This window comes from Psychrobacillus faecigallinarum, from assembly GCF_014836595.1.
Lineage (GTDB): Bacteria > Bacillota > Bacilli > Bacillales_A > Planococcaceae > Psychrobacillus > Psychrobacillus faecigallinarum.
In genome coordinates this window covers 22,660-40,756 of the sequence record NZ_JACSQO010000007.1, presented here as the reverse complement: position 1 = coordinate 40,756, position 18,097 = coordinate 22,660, and the positions used below count along the sequence as shown (strand labels likewise).

Here is an 18,097-nt window from a genome sequence, read left to right as displayed (position 1 = left end):
ACTGTCTCTAAGTTCTTATTTTTAGTTACAATAACCTATTTCCCCTTTCCTTTGAACTGATTCGCTAAAATGATTACCTGTATAATACCTGTATTTATAATAATATTAGTTTAAATTTTACAATTATTCAATATTTTTCTAAAATTATTTGTGGGCCGTATTAATATTGTGCCTCTGCTTAGATTCTATGATTTGAAACATCTTATTAGAGATAAAAATCAAAGCAACACCTATTAAACTTCCACCGTAAAAAGGGATTAGTCCAGGTATCTTCATCATTAAATAATAAGGAAAATAAAACCCTAAAACCATGAAAATTGCAAATAATGGGTTGGAAAGTACAATATAAATACAATCTTTAAAGTATTGTATTAGCTTCATCTGATAACCAACATAGAGTGGAAACGCATATAATAGAGCAATCAAATAAATGACCCCTAATATAAAAAAGAAAAAGGAAGCTATTAAAGCAGCTATGTTAGGCAAACTACGGAAAAATTGTAAATCTACAAAAAGAATGATGCCAATAATAACCCATATGTAACCAAATAGATTAGATTTGAGGAATTCTTTTTTATAGATTTCTCTAAAGAGTGTAAAGGACTTTATATCTTCTTCCCCATTGCTCCATTTACGAATAATGGTAAGCATTGCAACAGTAGCTGGAAAAAACCCAAGAATCCCCAGCCCTATGACCATTCCAACTAACCAAAGGATATTTACATAAGCAAGTTTCATCCCCCAGTCCATATATCGATATAATGTACCTCTCCATCCTGTCAGTTCCATACCAAACACCTCTTAGATTTATAAGATTCACGAAATATTCCATCTATTTATAATAAAAAAGGCTTATTTATAGCGTAACCGCCACGCTATATTGGCCTTTTTCGAGGTTTAACTTAAGCATTCCATTTTGGAAGCCACAAATCCCTTGTCCCTTTATAGTCTCTTTGCCATTTATCAAAATTTGAATTGGCCTCGGTATTTTTAGTGAAACTGTAGTATCTTCTTTTACCTCTAACATGATCAATACGGAAGCTTCGTAAAAATATACTGAAATATTGGCATCGTTGCTCACATGACAAAAATGATTCCCTTCTATTTCAAGCGAACTTGCACCTTTAATAGAAAACTTGGATGGATACATTTCATTGTTCAGGAAAGTTATCCAAGCCTGTTTACCTAAAAATGTCATCTTGTCAGATATTAAAGCTCTTCTACTAATCTGTTCCTCTTTAGGAAAAAATAAATAGTCTACCTTTTCTTCTATTGCTCGGTCTATCTTAAACACTAAGTGAGATTCTGTTTTAGTTAAGTTATAATAAAAACCGACTTGAGGGGCACGAAGACTAAGCAAGGCTAATTTCATGCTTTTTCTCCTCCTTTCGTAGAAATATCGCAATTCAATTGCTGCCCCAACAAACTGTTTACCTTACTATTACATTCGGAGGCATAGATAAAAAAGAAATCAATTAACCTACCTGCCGTTTCATAAAAAAACTAACTATTTTTTTACTAAGGAATTTTTTCCTTCTAGTAGGTTTTGAATTCTTTGACACGTATCCTGTGATTTTTCCATATTCGCCCATAGGAATTGCATTTCTCGTTCAACTAATTCAAATTCTTCAACAGTCAGATTTAAATCCTTTATAGTTACAGCATTTGGCATCGTTTCTATAAATGCATTATAGTGTTCCGGATGAATCCCAGTCTGTAAAAGACTATTATCTTCTGCCACAGTCCGAAGCATTGGAATCGTACAGCCATTTTTCTTTATAAGCTTCTGCGCTTCCTCACCAACCATAAAATCAATAAGTGCATGTGCAGACTCCTTCATCGTACTGTCCACATTGATTCCCAAAGCACCACCTAGTAACAGGGTGGCAGACTTTTTGTTTTTAGGAGGGGGAATTACGTCCCACTGTATTTTATGGTCCCTAAATTCATTCATGAAATAATAGGTGGTTAGAATCATTGCAGCTCCTTCACGCATAAACAAGTTTTCTGCGAGGTCATTGCTACCATGAGAAAATATTGGAGAAACTTGATGCTTATACATCAAATCTACACAAAACTCAAGCGCCTCTATATTCTCTTGACTGTTCATCACTGGCTGAGAACCATCGGAACCGATAAAACGTCCATTATTTTGCAGAAGAAATACTGGCCAACGGTTTGTAGAAGAGGAAAAACAAAAACCATACTCATTAATAAGATTATCCTCACTAACTTCATTAGTAGCCTGCTGAGAAATATGCAATAAATCCTCCCAATCCTTTATTAAAAATTCTTCAGTTATCCCCGCTTTTTTAAAAATGTCCTTATTATAGCAAATCATTACTGGCGAGAAGACGAATGGCGTCAAATGAATTTTACCTTCCGTAGTAAACATATCAAAAATCTGATGATAGCTATCCTTCTCCGAATCAAGATGTGCTGGTAAATAAGGCTCTAGCAGGTCTAAACGATTTGAATCCATCAATTGTCTAAAATGATAATCCGAAACAATAAAAACATCTGGACCATTTCCATGCTTAAAGGCTTGTGAAAGATTATAGACATACTGATTATTCGGCAAAACTTCAAGATTTACCTTTATATATGGGTTAAGCTCTTCAAATCGACTAATAATCTGACGGATTGTCTCTATTTCGTAAGAGTTGGAAAACCATCCAAGTGTAATCGTTTGCTTCTGTGTTTCACAGGGCAATGTAACTCGGTTGCCCTTTCCAGCTATTTTTTCTATTAGGCCTGCGTCCACTAGTTCTGCTAATGCTTTTCGTATGGATACTCGGCTAAGCTCATACTCTTTACTCAAAGTGTTTTCTGGAAGGATAAATTCTCCAGGCTTAATCTTTCCTGTAATTATTTCTTGCTTTACCTCATGGATAAACTTGTTATAACGACTTTCAAAGTCACTTTTTCTTTTTAGCAATGCATACAACTCCCCTGCCTCAAATCGGCCCAAATTAACTATAAATACATAATATCATGTGGAAGGTTGATAGTATCACTTTTCCTTTAACCACCTATCTAAAAATAGGTAAGCCATTTGTCTAATTTCTTTTGGAAAATCATGATCAGAGTTTCCAATAAGCGTTTTAATTCGATCCCCTTGTTCTAACCATCGATATAAGGAGTTCAAATCATTCAAGCCTTGTGCAGCCGGCTTCCAGTGTGGGAATATATAATCATTTTGCCCCATCCACATAAAAAAAGGGGTTGGTGCGACCAATGCCGCTATCTCCGTAAACTCAAAAGGAACTTTACCCTCATTTATGTATTCACTTAGCTTTGGTATATGACTGAACCATTCTCGTTTACCCCATCGATGCAGTTCTGGATCCCCAGCAATTGTTGAAAACCCGCAGCTACAAACCACTGCCTTTATTCTTCGATCAACTCCAGCTAAGAAGTAGCTATTATAGCCTCCTAAAGAGTGGCCAATAGCACCTATTCTAGTGCTATCAACGCAAGTAAAATTCTCTAACAGACTAACTCCCTGCTTGTGATCAGTAATCATCTTCGCCACAGCCGACCAATTAGGATGTTGCCTATCAAAGGTTGCTGTTTGAAAAGGTTTTTCGATATCTAGAACCCGTTCTCCTGCTGTAATAGTATCAGGTGCAAGAACTACATATCCCCTCTTGGCAAGTTCAAGTCCATATTGTCTATTTTCTCTACCTTCTGGCGTACTTACATCGTCTTTCCCTACTTCACTCGTAGGATGTAAGGCGATCACTGTTGGATGCTGTAATTTATCCGAATATAAGATTTCCAAGGCATCGTTCTTACTCGCCAGATTTTTTGAGTTAACCTCTCGTGGCAGTAGCAGGTTTGCCGGCACAGTATCTCCAAAAAACGTAGCATACCTTACTTTTAGAAAATAGTATTCAGGAAATGTCTCCCATGAGGATACTTCAAACTGCGTTTTTACTAATGGCGGGATTCCTCCAATACATTCAAGCCATGTATTTTCTAATTGACTTCTCTTTTTCTCCCAGTCTTCTTTACTTCCTATTTCGTGTAAAAGGGATGAGGCCCCTTGTTGATTTAAAGTAGTTAATGTATACATTCCTGCCCTCCATCAATCTAGACTTACGCTATACAAATGACTGCCGCTCCCATAGTAAATTCTTTTTTGATAGAGAGCAATTCCGCTACTCGCCTTTGTGGGCAATTCTTCAACTAACAAAATTTCAGTGCCTGGATATTGCATATTCTTCACGAAGAGTCCTTTACTCATCAGGCAGTAAAGAGATTGAGTGAGCTCATCAAACACGAAACAAGAGCGAATAGGCTCCCCATAATGAGAGAGATTCTTTTCAGTAATAATTGTGTTGGTTGACGGCATCCATACAAAATATAAACCTTTCTCCGTCACTCCATGAACGTAATCATAACTATCCGTATAAATAGAGATGATTTCTCGTGTTCCTTTATAGGGAGCAAATTTATACTTCAATTGTTTTGTTTTTTTATCTAACACATACAAATTGGCGTCTTGCGCTTTGACCTCGGCTCCTCCTGGGGCTTCTACACTAGTTCCACCAACGAGATCCCCGTTTCTTAGCTCGCTAAGACAGATCGTACTGTGATAGGGTAAAATATTATTATTAGAAATTACAGTATGTTTTTCTGTCTCGATATGAAAGAATGCTAAAGCACCACCAACTACCCCATAACCCGGAAATCCACCCCATACGACTTCTTTTTTATCGCTCGTGGCAAGAGCACACCGTGGACGATGAATATGCTCCTCCTCTAAAATTAAGCGAGGGCTAGTAGGTTTTTCTGATTTCTGATTCATATTATGAACATAAAGCTTGCCACCTGCATAAGCTACTCCCACAAGTAAATCGCCCTGGGAGGCATAGGCACAAATATTTCCACCGCCGCCTTTTTCTAGTGCTCCAAAATTTTTAAAGGAGTTATTAGATATATCAAATTGAAAAAATTGTAGAGGATGCATGGATGTTCCATAAATGTATCCGGATATATCGAGATAAATAGTAGAGAGTTCAGCTCCATCCGACTGATAATTTAGCTGAATGGTTGTATGAACTCCAGTTTTCTTTTCTACAATTTCTACATATCTTTCCGATAGACTGTAGCTTAATATTTCATAGGATGCTTCTTGATAATGGTGTATTTTTTGAAATCCAGTTCCTCCATAATAAGATGGTGCAACATAATTAGCAGTCTGAAATTCACCCTCTGTGAACTTTAACCACTGTGAAGCTGTTAATACATCCCTCATATCTGATGCCTCCATATGCCCATAGACAAAACCATCTGTGCCAAGGTAAATATAACCTGACCCCTTTTGCCTAAGGGAAGAGGGAATTAGATTCTTTTTCTTGCCTGTTTTTAAATGAAAGGCTATTATGTCCTTGAATTCTGTACCTACTCCAATATATACCCAGCCATATTCGTCAACTGCAAGACTACTTGGATATTTTTCTTGTGAATGCATGGAGCCGTAATCCATGACACTCTTCGTTTCTGGATTATAGGATAGTAAAAAACATCGTGGATAGGTGGTGAAATAAATGTTACCTGTTAAATCCTCCGCAAAACTAAATCCAACAATTTCTTCTTCATTTTCAATCATTTGATAATCTATGAAGCGTTCCAAGAACGGGTCCAACACCAGCAGCATATTTCCTGCACCTGTATAAAATAGCCCATTACTACTAAAGGAAGCAAAAGGATATTCTTTATTTCCCTCTGGGAAAAAAACCTGTTTGGAACTACCCATGTCTATGTCAACTATTAATACAAACCCCTTTGAAGCAATAACAAATCTAGTGCCATCCTCCTTCGTACATAAGGCAGCAGTTCGCTCTTCCTCCGCGTCAATAGGAGTCCCATGATCTATAAATTTATTATACATAAAGACCTCTCCCTTACACACGATAATGGGCTGCTACTTTATTTAACGCCGTAATCATATCCTCTATATCTTTGTTCTCAAAAAACTCATTGATATCTAGTCGAATTGCATTCTGCAAAATTCTTTCCGCGTTCGGACAACTTCCAATAGCATAATCATAGTTACCTTGGTCAAAAGGATAATGGCTATTTAAGTAAGCCTGCTTTTGTTGAAATAAAATTTGAGCGTACAGAACCTGTGGTATGTACCCAGGTGAGTTTGGTATACCCTCTGCTAATAGTGCCGTCGAGAATTCTTCACGTGTACATTTCAAAGATTCCGAGTCCAGAGTGAACATATAAAACCAGTAGCTACACCATCCACCTTTAGTAATTTTCATTGGATGAATGCCCTTCGTATTCTGTATTCCTACGGTCAATTGTTCTCCAAGTTCGTTTCGTCTCGTACAAATCCATTCCAGCTTCTTTAATTGAGCTATACCAACTGCACCTTGTAGCTCTGTCATTCGATAATTTGGTGCCAAGTATTCGATATCCCTTATAACTGACTTTTCCTGTCTTTTATAATTTTTGTCCGCAAAAGCATGTGTTGTGTAGTAATCTTCCTCTTGACCAGAATTAATACTAACAATTCCGCCATCTCCAGTAGATATATGCTTAAAATCATTTGTGCTGAAGCACCCATAATCTCCAATTGTTCCCGTCAAACGTCCTTTGTACGTGGTTAGATAGCTTTGGGCGCAATCCTCAATCACCTTTATCTTATGTTTTTTAGCAAGCTCCATGATTGGTTCCATGTCACAGGGGTTGCCAGCAAGATGAACGACGATAATTGCTTTGGTTTTCGGTGTAATTACTCTTTCGATAGATTCAGCTGTTAGGTTATAGCTATGTGGCTCCAAATCTGCAAACACCGGGACAGCGTTTTGATACAGAATTCCGATAACGGTACCTTGGTCTGTTATCGGACTTGTTATTACTTCATCACCTACTGTAACGCCAGCAGCTCCTAAGGCTACATGAAGCGCAGCAGTACCCGAGGAGGTTGCAACACTATACTTTACTCCATACATTTCATTAAAATCGGATAAAAATTGCTTGACCTTGTTGCCAAAATGATAAAAAAGAGTATTCTGCTCTAATGCTTCAAGTAGCTCCGTGGCTTCATCTATGCCAAAGCGCTTTCCAGTACCAAAGGGAGTCGTTTTTACTTGTTGGCCACCAAATATTGCTAAAGTATTGTTTTTCATCATAAGCCCCTCCAACATTAAGCTTCTTTTAAGATGTGATTGGCAATCGAAGCAATTTTACAGTTCAATCCAAAACGTTTGACCGTTTGTGAAGTTTCAGCCGAAACAGGCAAAAGAACGACTAACTTATCCTCATATATATTCCCTTTAAGCTCGATCTCACCTAAATCGGAAATACCTATGATTTCTACTTTTCGTCTTCCTCTTACCCAATTGTTAATTTGCTTACTGGTCCAGAACGAAAAGCCTTGCTGCTTTGCAGTATGGATTAATTGGACTATAGCTTCACGAACAGGTTGTTGCTGATAAATATGAATTTGATGAAATAGAAAATGGGCCACTCCATTCACTCTTTTTACTCCTTCAAGAAAAGGTTCAATGACCGTTGCATCAGCTAATGTATGATGATTTAAATCCTGCGTCAGGAAGCCAATCTCCAACACGTCATATAGTCGATTTTTTTCATCAGCCCAAGCCATTGGAAAATAAGGTTGGCATGTTCCAAATAGGAATCCTATATTTCCTCTTTTACTTGGCCCTCTCGACTGATCTGCTTCAATCCCATATTTCTCACACCATACAAAAAATTCTCCCCACCCTTCGAATCTCGTATAATGATTTTTATTTGAAATTATATTTTCAACTTTTGTAGATTGTTGTAGCCATGTAAGCTGTGCTTCAAAGGCTTCTTGCGACCAAATGCCATCATCCTGCTCAAGCGCATTATAATGGAGTGCTATTTCATGACCATCTTTTTTTATCTGCTCATAAATAGAAGCATTATAACCAGGCGCAATCATACACCAAGTGGATTGCACATTCTCTGATTTTAGTGTATCTAGTGTTATTTGTGCTGATTCATCAACATTAAGGTCACTATCATGAGAGATCATAGCCATATGCTTCACGTCAGTTGGCCAATAATCAATAAGAGGAATAGTAAGTTGTTTATCCATTGCACATTTAACAAGATGCTCTAGAATAACCTCTCTCCATAAGTCTGCGTAAGGATGAGGAAAATACGGCATTCCTGTTTGGGTAAAGATTCTATCTAAATCCCAATCTAGCTCGAAGCCATCATCTGCCTTTAAAATATCCTCATCAATATTTGCACTCCCATCTGGTGCTGGAATGCCGTCTAAAGTTACTGGAGCAGTTCCTTGCTGCATAGCAACGATCGTTTGTGGTATAGGAACTGCCCAACGCTCAATCGAGCCCTTTCCGTGCTGAATTCGCTGTAGTGCATACGCATCCTCATTTAGCAATGTCCCTAACTGGCTGTGCGATAACTCTGTCCCTTCATAGGTCCAAGGTTCCGCTTGAAGATATCGAAGAGGGGTCTGTTGATTGAGAAAAGTCGAAAGCTCTGCATATCCTGCAGTGGAAATATGTTGACTTTTAAATCCTAACTTATCCTTCAGATTATTTAGTCCACCATATGCAATCACAATTCCCCCAGACTCTACATAGTTTAGTATTTTTGCTTGAGTAGCTTCAGTATCCGGGCATTGAGCGACTATCAATAAATCAAAGGAATTAAGTTGTTCCAAACTATCTATTTTTTGATAAGGGAGTCTAAAATGGTCGAGAATTTCATAAACATAACATTCAAAAACATTGTTTCCCCTCCCCCATTGCTTCTCTGCTTCCTCTCTATCTAAAAGAACCCCCAGCCTTGCCATTTTCATTGAATGGTCACTCCTCTATAGGAACAGACAGGTATATTACATGTCTATTATATTGTTATGATAATCATAGTATAATTGGATATTTTTATCAATTAATTGTTTGAAAATTTTATATATTTTTTATAATCGAGTTTTTGTTTTTGGAAATTGGATTTTCAAATGAGAGTGAGATTGCCGTAAAACAAGGCTCCATTGTAGTAATTTACACAGTTATTGTCGTAAACTGCTGCTTCTAGGAAACAGACCGATTTCAGCATAAAAGCAAAAAAAAATGTGTTTTAATTATTTTCTTTTACTTATTGAGAGGATTGTCTGCTCTAAAGATGAAGGAAAAATAATATTCTACTTATCAAATAGCCCTATGCTAATTTTTTAAAATTCCTTATCTAATAAAAAAACCTATTCACCTTTGCGGGTGAATAGGTCTTCAATTAGAACTTAGATCCACCAAAGCCATACTCATCGAGTAGCTCTTCAAAGGTTTTGTTCTTTTCTTTTTGTTTTTTTTCAAAAGCAAGCTGTGCCTGTCTTTCCTCTTCTCTTTCTTGTTCAGCTGTCACTAACTGTTGCTTCGTTTCTTTTAACTTAGCAAGAACATCCATAGAAAGCTGATCAGAAAGAGCATTACCTTCTTCTTTTACAGAAGAGGATTTTACTTGCGGCTGTTGATGTCTTTTTTGCTTTTTTTTAGCCATTTTTTCACCTACTTTATGAGCGTTTCACAATAGTAGCTACCCCTTGACCTCCACCAATGCAAAGTGTCGCAAGTCCTGTTTTAGCATTTCTCTTCTCCATTTCATGAAGTAAAGTAACGAAAATACGAGCACCACTAGCACCGATTGGATGGCCTAAAGCAATAGCTCCACCATTTACATTTAGTATATCATGATTGAAGGATAGCTCTCTATCAACTGCTATAGATTGAGCTGCAAAAGCTTCGTTTGCTTCAATAAGCTCAATATCACTAAGAGATAACTGGGATTTATTCAATGCCTTTTTCACTGCCTCTACCGGACCAATACCCATTACGCTTGGATCTACTCCAGCAGATGCGTTAGCCACAATGGTAGCCAAAGGTTTTAGGCCCAATTGATCTGCTTTTTGCTTAGACATCACAACTACAGCAGCTGCCCCGTCGTTAATACCAGAAGCATTTCCAGCGGTAACAGACCCATCTTTTTTAAATGCCGGACGCAATCCAGCTAGTTTTTCCTCAGTAGACCCTTTTTTCGGATACTCATCTTTATCAAAGATAACGGGATCTCCTTTTCTTTGTGGAATTTCCACAGGAACTATTTCTTCATCAAACTTTCCATTTTCTACAGCTTCTGCAGCTCTTGCTTGTGATCGCGCAGAGAATTTGTCCTGCTCTTCACGTGAGATGTCATAACGGTCACAAAGATTTTCTGCCGTTATACCCATGTGATAATCGTTGAATGCGCACCATAGTCCATCGGAAATCATGCTATCCACTACTTTTTGGTCTCCCATCCGGAAGCCGTCTCTAGCATTCTTTAATAGAAAAGGGGCTTGACTCATATTTTCCATTCCGCCAGCTACAATTATTTCTGCATCCCCAGCAATAATTGCTTGAGTAGCAAGATGAATTGCTTTAAGTCCTGAACCACATACTTTATTTATAGTCAGAGCTGAAACCGATTGTGGAAGTCCAGCCTGAATGGATGCCTGTCTGGCAGGATTTTGTCCTAGACCTGCTTGAAGCACGTTCCCCATGATTACTTCATCTACTGATTCCTTTTCTACCCCTGCTTTTTCTAACGCCTTATCAATAACGATAGCCCCAAGTTTAGTTGCTGGTACATCCTTTAATCCACCCTGGAAAGAACCAATCGCTGTTCTAACAGCACTTACGATTACAACTTCATTTGTCACGTGAATTTCCTCCTTAATATTCCCTTTTTCAATAAAATCTAATAAATCAAATTAAAAGTTTGCTTGTTCAACCATCCATTCATTACAATAAAAGAGGGAGGGATGAATATGTATAGTTTACCAAATAAAGTGACAATAATCGAGGTAGGACCAAGAGATGGTCTACAAAATGAAAAAAATGAGGTTCCAACAGAAATAAAATTAGCATTTATTGAACAGCTTCAACAGGCTGGTATAGAAGAAATGGAACTAAGTTCTTTCGTATCACCAAAATGGGTTCCACAAATGAAAGACTCAAAAGAAATCGTTACGAAAGTTAAAAAAGTGGGTAGACAATTTGTACTAACACCAAATAAAAAAGGTGTAGAGCTAGCAATGGAAAATGGAGCTACTAGCTTCGCAATTTTCGTAGGTGTATCAGATAGCTTTAACCAAAAAAATATTAACAAAACTACAAGAGAAAGTATGGATGAATTAAAGCCTATTGTGGAAAAACTAATGGAAGATGGACATTTTGTCCGAGCATGTATTTCTACTGCGTTCTATTGTCCTTTTGAGGGTGCGGTCGATCCACAAAAGACAATCGACCTATGCAAGGAATTCGTGTCATGGGGAGTAAACGAACTTAGCGTAGCAGATACCATTGGAATGGCGAATCCAAAAGAAAGCTATAATTTATTCCATGCTATAAAAAATGAATTTACGAATACATTAATTACTGCACATTTTCATGATACTCGCAAAATGGGGAATGCCAATATATTTGCAGCCCTACAGGCCGGTATTTCAAGATTCGACACATCTGCAGGTGGCTTAGGAGGATGTCCTTTTGCACCCGGTGCCACAGGAAATGTAGCAACTGAGGATGTTGTGAATATGCTACATAAAATGGATATTTCCACCAATATCAATATGGACGAATTATTAAAAGCAGTCAATATCGTTGCTCCATATGTTTCCAGACCAATTGAGACAGGGATGTATAGATTATATAAGAGCAAGTAGGAGCTGAGCTTATGAAAAAAAGAGTTATCGTTTGGACGAGTATTTTCACAAGTATTCTTACAGCAGTAGCCACAGTGTTTGGTTTTTTTCTCACGAATAAACTCATGTACATGAAGAAAAAAGAAGATGACTTTATTTACAATCGAGAAATTACTTCCAAACGTTTAGATGAGGTCTGGTTTAATGCTGTAAACAAATTAGAACGGTGGATACCCTCCAAGAATGGTTACTCTCTGAAAGCGATTTTCATTGAACCTCTCCAAACGAAGAATTATGTCATCATTTGTCATGGTGTTACTGAGAATAAGATTAATTCGCTACGTTTTGTAAGAATGTTCGAAAGACTTGGCTTTAACTGCGTCGTCTATGATCATCGTAGACATGGTGATTCTGGAGGTAAAACGACAAGCTTTGGTTATTACGAAAAAATGGATTTACAGGCAATAGTGGAAGCAGTAAGGGAACGTGCAGGCGAAAAAGCGGTAATTGGGATACACGGGGAGTCAATGGGAGCAGCCACCACCCTACTATATGCCGGTTCAATTATTGACGATGCAGACTTCTATATCTCAGATTGCGCTTTCTCTGATTTTGAAGACCAGGTTTATCATTTACTTACCCAAACCACACCACTTCGCTCTAGCTTAGCCATCCGATTTGCTAATCTCTTCTTAAAATGGCGAGATGGTTACACCTTGAATTTGGTATCTCCGATTGATGTAGTAGATAAAATAGAAAAACCTGTTTTATTTATTCATAGTATGGAGGATGATTTCATCTTGCCAAAGATGACAGAAGATTTATATGAAAAGAAAAAAGGACCTAAAATGCTCAAATTATTCGATGTAGGAGCACACGCTAAATCGTTTAATGAAAATAGCAAGGAATATGAAGAAGTTGTATCAGATTTTTTAAAGCAATATAGCTTACTAGGGGAAAAATAGGCATTTCTAATTTGATTTTAAACGATTAATATTCCATTAATTAAGCATATTGAATAATAAAATTTTAAGATTAGGATTCCATTATAGAATTGGAATCCTCTTTTTATTTTTATTGATAACAAATCATTCCTAATTGAAATCTTTACATAATAAATTCAGAGTGAAAATCTCCTTAAAGAGAATCTATATTTCTTTGGGAGTCTACTTTAATAAAATTCAACAAATATTTTTGAAGTAATCCTTTTTCATATTAGAAATAATCCCAAAATAAAATGAGTGTATATAAAAAACTGCAAACAGCTCAATTAGTTTGAGATGTTTACAGTCAGAAAGCACCCAATTAATGAGTGCCTTTAATTATTTGTTTTGCATTTTATTCATTTGGTTCATCATTTGTTTCACTTGTTTTTCGGATGGCTTACGACCCATCTGTGCCATCATCATACGTAGCATTTGTTCATTGATTGGTGGATTTTCTTTCAAATATTTCATCATATATTGTCGTGCTGCAAAAAATCCGATTACAACACCACCGATTAAAGCGACAATTACTATAACAACCCATATCCAAGTATCCAATGTTTCTCCTCCTTTACCAACTTCTCTACGTGTACAAGACACCAATTGAAATTATACTATAAATTTCATAGGCATTCTATATAAATTCTTTGATAAATAGCAATTCGAATACTTTTAAGAAAAAGTATTCGAATTGCAAAGAAGAATATTATTTTTGTAGTAGATTTTTCATCTTAGAAACAACATTTTCTACACTAAAGCCATATTCCTTCATTACGATCTCTCCAGGTGCACTTGCACCGAATTGGTCTATTGCAATAACGTCACCTTCGAATCCAACATAACGATGCCATCCAAGAGAAGATCCCATTTCAATAGCAAGGCGTTTTGTTAAGTTAGAAGGCAACACAGCATTTTTATATGCAGTATCTTGTTTTTCAAATCTATCCCATGATGGCATAGATACTACAGAAACTTGAATTCCTTCTTCTGCTAAAGCTTTTTGAGCCTCTACTGCTAGTCCAACCTCTGAACCTGTTGCAAGTAAGATACCCTCTGCATTTTCAACTGGTGAAACGATATAAGCTCCCTTTTCCACACCTTCACTAGCTTGGTCTACAGAACCTTTAAGTGTAGGTAAGTTTTGACGAGAAAGCACTAACACAGTTGGTTGATCCTTAGAGGATACAGCTAATTTCCATGCTTCCGCTGTTTCATTTGAATCAGCTGGACGGATTACTGATAAGCCTGGCATAGCTCTTAGTGAAGCTAAATGCTCAACTGGTTCATGAGTTGGTCCATCTTCCCCTACTGCAATACTATCATGAGTGAACACATATGTTACTGGCAATCCCATTAATGCGGATAGACGAATTGCAGGGCGTACATAATCACTGAATACGAAGAATGTCCCACCGAACACATGTAGACCGCCATGAAGGGCCATACCATTAAGAGCAGTACCCATTGCAAACTCACGAACACCAAACCAGATGTTTTTGCCCGCATAGTTTTCTGCAGAGAAATCTCCAGCATTTTTAATAGTCGTTTTGTTAGAACCAGCTAAGTCAGCACTTCCTCCGAAAAATGAAGGCAGATTTTGAGCGATGGCATTAATCGCTTCACCTGAAGCTGCTCTACTTGCTTGTGAAGTTCCTTCTTCATAAGTTTTAAGTGCATCTGCAAAGTTTGCAGGCATCTCTCCATTAATCGCTTGTTTTAGAGTTTGAGCTAGCTCTGGGAACTCTTTTTCATAAGTAGCTAATCTTTCGTTCCATGTAGCTTCTTCTTGAACACCTTGACGCTCAGCAGCTTCCTTGAAAGTTTCATAAACTTCCTCTGGTACATAGAAATCTTCTTCGAATAACCATTTATATTCTGCTTTAGCTAATAGAGATTCTTCTTTACCAAGCGGCATACCATGAGCATCTGCTTTTCCAGAGCGGTTGGGAGAACCAAATCCAATAACTGTTTTCACTTCGATAATTGTTGGTTTATCGTTTTGTGATTTAGCTTTGTCGATTGCAGCTGAAATTGCTTCAATATCATTACCATCTTCTACATAAATATGGTTCCATCCGTATGATTCAAAACGTTTTTCAATGTTCTCAGAGAAAGATTTATGTAAATCTCCATCTAACGAAATATCATTACTATCATATAATACGATTAATTTATCTAATTTTAAGTGTCCCGCTAGAGAAATAGCTTCAGCAGCTACACCTTCCATCAAATCTCCATCTCCGCATAATGCATACGTATAATGATCAACAATAGAATGTCCTTCTTGATTGTAAGTAGCAGCTAAATGCGCCTCTGCCATAGCCATACCTACAGCCATACCTATACCTTGTCCTAAAGGACCAGTTGTTGCTTCTACCCCTGCTGTGTGACGAAATTCTGGATGTCCGGGAGTTTTAGAGTCCCACTGTCTGAAGTTTTTAATCTCTTCCATAGGAAGATCATAACCACCAAGGTGTAGCAAGCTATATAACAGCATTGAGCCATGACCTGCTGATAAAACAAAGCGGTCGCGGTTAAACCAATTAGGATTGCTTGGGTTGTGGCGTAAATGTTTTGTCCATAATGTGTACGCCATTGGTGCAGCTCCCATAGGAAGACCTGGATGACCAGAGTTTGCTTTATCGATTGCATCGATAGATAGAGTACGAATAGTCGTAATTGCTAATAAATCTGATTGTAATGACATGAATGACATCCTCTCGAACAAAATTTTTTCTATAATAATAGTTTAGACAACAATTCGTGTATTATCAATGGTTTCTGAAATGATTAGTTAATTCAGAAATTTACCCTTTTTCGCTTGTTGTACCTTTTCTGGTGTAACATCGTTTCCAGAAGGGTCGATAACTTTTACACTTTCTATTGTATCTCTCATTGTTGCTCTAAATGTTTCCAAATATTCTTTACGCAAAGCACTTTGTTCTTTTGCTTCCTCAATAGATAATCCACTGGACTTAGACTTTTTTGCCAGCTCATTAATACGTGCTAGTTTTTCTTTACTTAACATATTTTTCATCCTTTCAACTAACTCTTATATAAAGGTATGAAAAAAACTCACGAAGTGCAAGTCTTTACCCTTCGTGAGTCTCTTTAAATTCCATATATCTTCTATGTACGGTTGCTTTACTTATATTAAAACCTAATCCCTTTAATGTAGAGGTGATTTCCTCGTATGTGAGCCCTGCGTTCCGTAATCGGACAATTTCATCAACAGGTATATCTATTCGCTCTCTTCCCTCAGGGTTTCCACGAGTTTTTAAATTCTTTTCTGGACGATAGCCTTTTGATATCGCGCGCTTCATTCCTCTTTTAATCTTAGCATTATGAATTTTACGTTGATATTCCTCCACCAAGGCAAGGATTTCTAAAAGCATAGAATCCATTTCATTTAAGTTTAATATCCCTTTATCCTGTAACGTATAGACCGTTGTGTTTGTTTTCTGAAGTAAATGAAGGACAGCCATTCTACCATTACCTCTACCTATTCTAGTTTCATCTTGCACAAACACCGCTTTGATATCATTTTCTTTTACATAATTGAGCATCTCTAATAGCCCGTCTCTCTCAACATCATATCCACTATGCTGATCTGCAAAAACCTGAGAAACCTCACTGCCCTGTTTTTTAGCAAAATCTATCAACTCTTCCTCTTGTCTCTCTAAAGAAGTTTCTTGTGTGGATTTGTCTGTACTTACTCGACAATAAATAACTGATTTCATTCTCCCGCTACCTCTGTTCCATAATTTAAGTGAAGGTTCTCACTTACTTTAGGAACAACTATAACATCCCCAGCTTTAATAGAGGTATCGTATAAATTATTCATTTCTATTACCTGACTCACCCATTCTTCCCTTGAATCTTCTATGCCATATTTTGTTGCAAGAGCCCATAAGGAATCCCCTTGTTCTATTTTGATGTGTGAGTCTTCCTCGGTTGTTATTGTATGTGAGATTACCATAGTTGTCATAAATATAAGATTTAGTCCTAAAAATAATGCTAAAAAATAATTGTTTTTTACCCAATTCATAAAAAAACCCCCAAAATTAGAATGTTTGTTCGGAATGTATGTTCTAATATTAATACGAACATTTGTTTTTGTCAACAAATATTAGAACCTATGTTTGCATAATTTTCAGGACACTGGTATACTATTAATAAGTATTAATCTAGTAGGGAATTTATTACTAAAAGAGGTGAACTCATTGAAGAAAGCGTCTAAAAGACAGGAAGATATTCTAGCTTTTATAAAGGAAGAAGTTCGTAAAAAAGGCTATCCACCATCCGTACGTGAAATTGGTGAGGCAGTAGGGCTTGCTTCAAGTTCTACTGTACATGGCCACTTAGCAAGATTGGAAAGTAAAGGTTTAATTCGTAGAGACCCTACGAAACCACGTGCAATAGAAATATTAGATGGTTTAGAGGCTACGGTCGAAAGGCAGGGAGTTGTGCATGTTCCTTTAGTTGGGAAGGTTACAGCTGGTATGCCTATTACTGCAATTGAAAACGTTGAAGAATTCTTCCCGCTTCCTGAAACATTTGGTACTTCAGATGATCACCTATTTATGTTAGAAATTATGGGTGATAGTATGATTGAAGCTGGAATCTTGAATGGAGATTATGTCATTGTTAAACAACAGCAATCTGCTAATAATGGGGACATCGTTGTAGCAATGACAGAAGAGGATGAAGCAACAGTAAAACGATTCTTTAAAGAAAAAACGTATTTCCGCCTTCAGCCGGAGAACTCTGCGATGGATCCGATTATTGTTAATCAAGTCTCTATTTTAGGAAAAGTAGTAGGAGTTTACCGACATATTCACTAATGATTGCTTGACTTCTACAATTTTCATAGTATGATTACTTTGAGCCGATATCATATCTAACAAGAAAGTGGACATTTTTGTTTAGATCATCGAAAAACCCCTTCATGTTCGAGACATGAAGGGGTTTTGTTTATATTATTGCTTGTTTTGATTGTTTTGGTATTACATTCATTCCCTCTAAGAGAGTCTTTGCATCTTCATTAAAATAATGTTTGATGTCTTGTCTTATTAGCAAGGACGGGTTATCTCTTATTACCATTCTCAAAGCTCTAACGTCAAATTTCATAGCATGCTTATTAATCGTGTAAATCAAGGAAACTTCTTGGCGAGTTAAAGGCTGGGCTCCTGATTCTAGGGTGTCGTTTATGTAATCTAACACACTTCTCGCATTATCAATAAGTAAATGCTTATTGATATTAACTAGATTTAGATTTTCCTCTATATATTTTCTTGCTGAAGCATAATCTAACTTTTCTATACTATGATTAATCACATTAATTAATTCATTTGCATCCACATTCTATCCCTCCACTAATTCCGGAATTACAGATATA

Annotated in this window: 18 protein-coding genes; 3 read left to right on the top strand and 15 right to left on the bottom strand. The window is 37.0% G+C overall.

What is annotated here, in order from left to right:
* Window positions 1–144: 144 nt before the first annotated feature.
* The 9 genes from H9650_RS13470 to H9650_RS13430 form a co-directional block, all read right to left on the bottom strand.
* Entirely contained in the window at window positions 145–789 is a 645-nt protein-coding gene (locus tag H9650_RS13470; RefSeq protein ID WP_191697436.1) for a YesL family protein, read from the bottom strand.
* Window positions 790–856: 67 nt separating this feature from the next.
* A complete protein-coding gene (locus H9650_RS13465) occupies window positions 857–1,372 on the bottom strand; it encodes a hypothetical protein (protein WP_191697435.1) in 516 nt (171 codons plus the stop codon).
* Window positions 1,373–1,507: 135 nt separating this feature from the next.
* Window positions 1,508–2,938 (bottom strand): extracellular solute-binding protein, encoded by a 1,431-nt coding sequence (locus tag H9650_RS13460; protein WP_191697434.1) that lies wholly within the window; start codon window positions 2,936–2,938, stop codon window positions 1,508–1,510.
* Between the two features lie 75 nt (window positions 2,939–3,013).
* Window positions 3,014–4,078, bottom strand: a complete 1,065-nt coding sequence (locus tag H9650_RS13455) for an alpha/beta hydrolase family protein (protein WP_191697433.1) — start codon at window positions 4,076–4,078, stop codon at window positions 3,014–3,016.
* 12 nt (window positions 4,079–4,090) lie between these two features.
* On the bottom strand, window positions 4,091–5,899 hold the full coding sequence (locus tag H9650_RS13450) for a ligand-binding sensor domain-containing protein (protein WP_191697432.1): 1,809 nt from the start codon (window positions 5,897–5,899) through the stop codon (window positions 4,091–4,093).
* A gap of 13 nt (window positions 5,900–5,912) precedes the next feature.
* Complete coding sequence (locus tag H9650_RS13445) at window positions 5,913–7,148, bottom strand: DegT/DnrJ/EryC1/StrS family aminotransferase (RefSeq protein WP_191697431.1); 1,236 nt, start codon at window positions 7,146–7,148, stop codon at window positions 5,913–5,915.
* Window positions 7,149–7,165: 17 nt separating this feature from the next.
* Window positions 7,166–8,836 (bottom strand): polysaccharide deacetylase family protein, encoded by a 1,671-nt coding sequence (locus H9650_RS13440; protein ID WP_191697430.1) that lies wholly within the window; start codon window positions 8,834–8,836, stop codon window positions 7,166–7,168.
* A gap of 431 nt (window positions 8,837–9,267) precedes the next feature.
* Window positions 9,268–9,531 carry a DUF3886 domain-containing protein gene (locus tag H9650_RS13435; protein WP_191697429.1) on the bottom strand — a complete coding sequence of 88 codons (264 nt, stop codon included), beginning with the start codon at window positions 9,529–9,531 and terminating at the stop codon, window positions 9,268–9,270.
* Window positions 9,532–9,544: 13 nt separating this feature from the next.
* Window positions 9,545–10,729, bottom strand: coding sequence for an acetyl-CoA C-acetyltransferase (locus tag H9650_RS13430; RefSeq protein ID WP_191697428.1), 1,185 nt, complete (start codon window positions 10,727–10,729; stop codon window positions 9,545–9,547).
* A 108-nt stretch (window positions 10,730–10,837) separates the two neighbouring features.
* On the opposite strand from H9650_RS13430, the gene H9650_RS13425 reads away from it, so the two are divergent.
* Together H9650_RS13425 and H9650_RS13420 are read left to right on the top strand one after the other, a co-directional pair.
* A complete protein-coding gene (locus H9650_RS13425; RefSeq protein ID WP_191697427.1) occupies window positions 10,838–11,734 on the top strand; it encodes a hydroxymethylglutaryl-CoA lyase in 897 nt (298 codons plus the stop codon).
* An 11-nt stretch (window positions 11,735–11,745) separates the two neighbouring features.
* Entirely contained in the window at window positions 11,746–12,678 is a 933-nt protein-coding gene (locus tag H9650_RS13420) for an alpha/beta hydrolase (RefSeq protein WP_144537021.1), read from the top strand.
* Between the two features lie 357 nt (window positions 12,679–13,035).
* Here the strand turns inward: H9650_RS13420 and H9650_RS13415 are convergent, their stop codons facing one another.
* From H9650_RS13415 to yneA, 5 genes are all read right to left on the bottom strand, one after another.
* Window positions 13,036–13,257, bottom strand: coding sequence for a YneF family protein (locus tag H9650_RS13415; RefSeq protein ID WP_144537029.1), 222 nt, complete (start codon window positions 13,255–13,257; stop codon window positions 13,036–13,038).
* A 148-nt stretch (window positions 13,258–13,405) separates the two neighbouring features.
* Entirely contained in the window at window positions 13,406–15,406 is a 2,001-nt protein-coding gene (gene tkt / locus H9650_RS13410; RefSeq protein ID WP_191697426.1) for a transketolase, read from the bottom strand.
* Window positions 15,407–15,493: 87 nt separating this feature from the next.
* Window positions 15,494–15,727, bottom strand: coding sequence for a DUF896 domain-containing protein (locus tag H9650_RS13405; protein WP_144537032.1), 234 nt, complete (start codon window positions 15,725–15,727; stop codon window positions 15,494–15,496).
* 64 nt (window positions 15,728–15,791) lie between these two features.
* A complete protein-coding gene (locus H9650_RS13400) occupies window positions 15,792–16,439 on the bottom strand; it encodes a YneB family resolvase-like protein (RefSeq protein ID WP_191697425.1) in 648 nt (215 codons plus the stop codon).
* Window positions 16,436–16,747, bottom strand: coding sequence for a cell division suppressor protein YneA (yneA, locus tag H9650_RS13395; RefSeq protein WP_191697424.1), 312 nt, complete (start codon window positions 16,745–16,747; stop codon window positions 16,436–16,438). The genes H9650_RS13400 and yneA overlap by 4 nt, the downstream gene beginning before the upstream one ends.
* Window positions 16,748–16,922: 175 nt before the next feature.
* Here yneA and lexA point away from each other — a divergent pair, with 175 nt between their 5' ends.
* On the top strand, window positions 16,923–17,543 hold the full coding sequence (gene lexA / locus H9650_RS13390) for a transcriptional repressor LexA (RefSeq protein ID WP_151110235.1): 621 nt from the start codon (window positions 16,923–16,925) through the stop codon (window positions 17,541–17,543).
* Between the two features lie 130 nt (window positions 17,544–17,673).
* Here the strand turns inward: lexA and H9650_RS13385 are convergent, their stop codons facing one another.
* Window positions 17,674–18,060, bottom strand: coding sequence for a hypothetical protein (locus tag H9650_RS13385; protein ID WP_191697423.1), 387 nt, complete (start codon window positions 18,058–18,060; stop codon window positions 17,674–17,676).
* Window positions 18,061–18,097: the final 37 nt, after the last annotated feature.

Coding starts and splice junctions, on each gene's coding strand:
- H9650_RS13455 (WP_191697433.1), bottom strand. CDS start 4,078: ATGTATACATTAACTACTTTAAATCAACAAGGGGCCTCATCCCTTTTA.
- H9650_RS13440 (WP_191697430.1), bottom strand. CDS start 8,836: ATGAAAATGGCAAGGCTGGGGGTTCTTTTAGATAGAGAGGAAGCAGAG.
- H9650_RS13470 (WP_191697436.1), bottom strand. CDS start 789: ATGGAACTGACAGGATGGAGAGGTACATTATATCGATATATGGACTGG.
- H9650_RS13435 (WP_191697429.1), bottom strand. CDS start 9,531: ATGGCTAAAAAAAAGCAAAAAAGACATCAACAGCCGCAAGTAAAATCC.
- H9650_RS13425 (WP_191697427.1), top strand. CDS start 10,838: ATGTATAGTTTACCAAATAAAGTGACAATAATCGAGGTAGGACCAAGA.
- tkt (WP_191697426.1), bottom strand. CDS start 15,406: ATGTCATTACAATCAGATTTATTAGCAATTACGACTATTCGTACTCTA.
- H9650_RS13450 (WP_191697432.1), bottom strand. CDS start 5,899: ATGTATAATAAATTTATAGATCATGGGACTCCTATTGACGCGGAGGAA.
- H9650_RS13420 (WP_144537021.1), top strand. CDS start 11,746: ATGAAAAAAAGAGTTATCGTTTGGACGAGTATTTTCACAAGTATTCTT.
- H9650_RS13400 (WP_191697425.1), bottom strand. CDS start 16,439: ATGAAATCAGTTATTTATTGTCGAGTAAGTACAGACAAATCCACACAA.
- H9650_RS13465 (WP_191697435.1), bottom strand. CDS start 1,372: ATGAAATTAGCCTTGCTTAGTCTTCGTGCCCCTCAAGTCGGTTTTTAT.
- H9650_RS13445 (WP_191697431.1), bottom strand. CDS start 7,148: ATGAAAAACAATACTTTAGCAATATTTGGTGGCCAACAAGTAAAAACG.
- yneA (WP_191697424.1), bottom strand. CDS start 16,747: ATGAATTGGGTAAAAAACAATTATTTTTTAGCATTATTTTTAGGACTA.
- H9650_RS13405 (WP_144537032.1), bottom strand. CDS start 15,727: ATGTTAAGTAAAGAAAAACTAGCACGTATTAATGAGCTGGCAAAAAAG.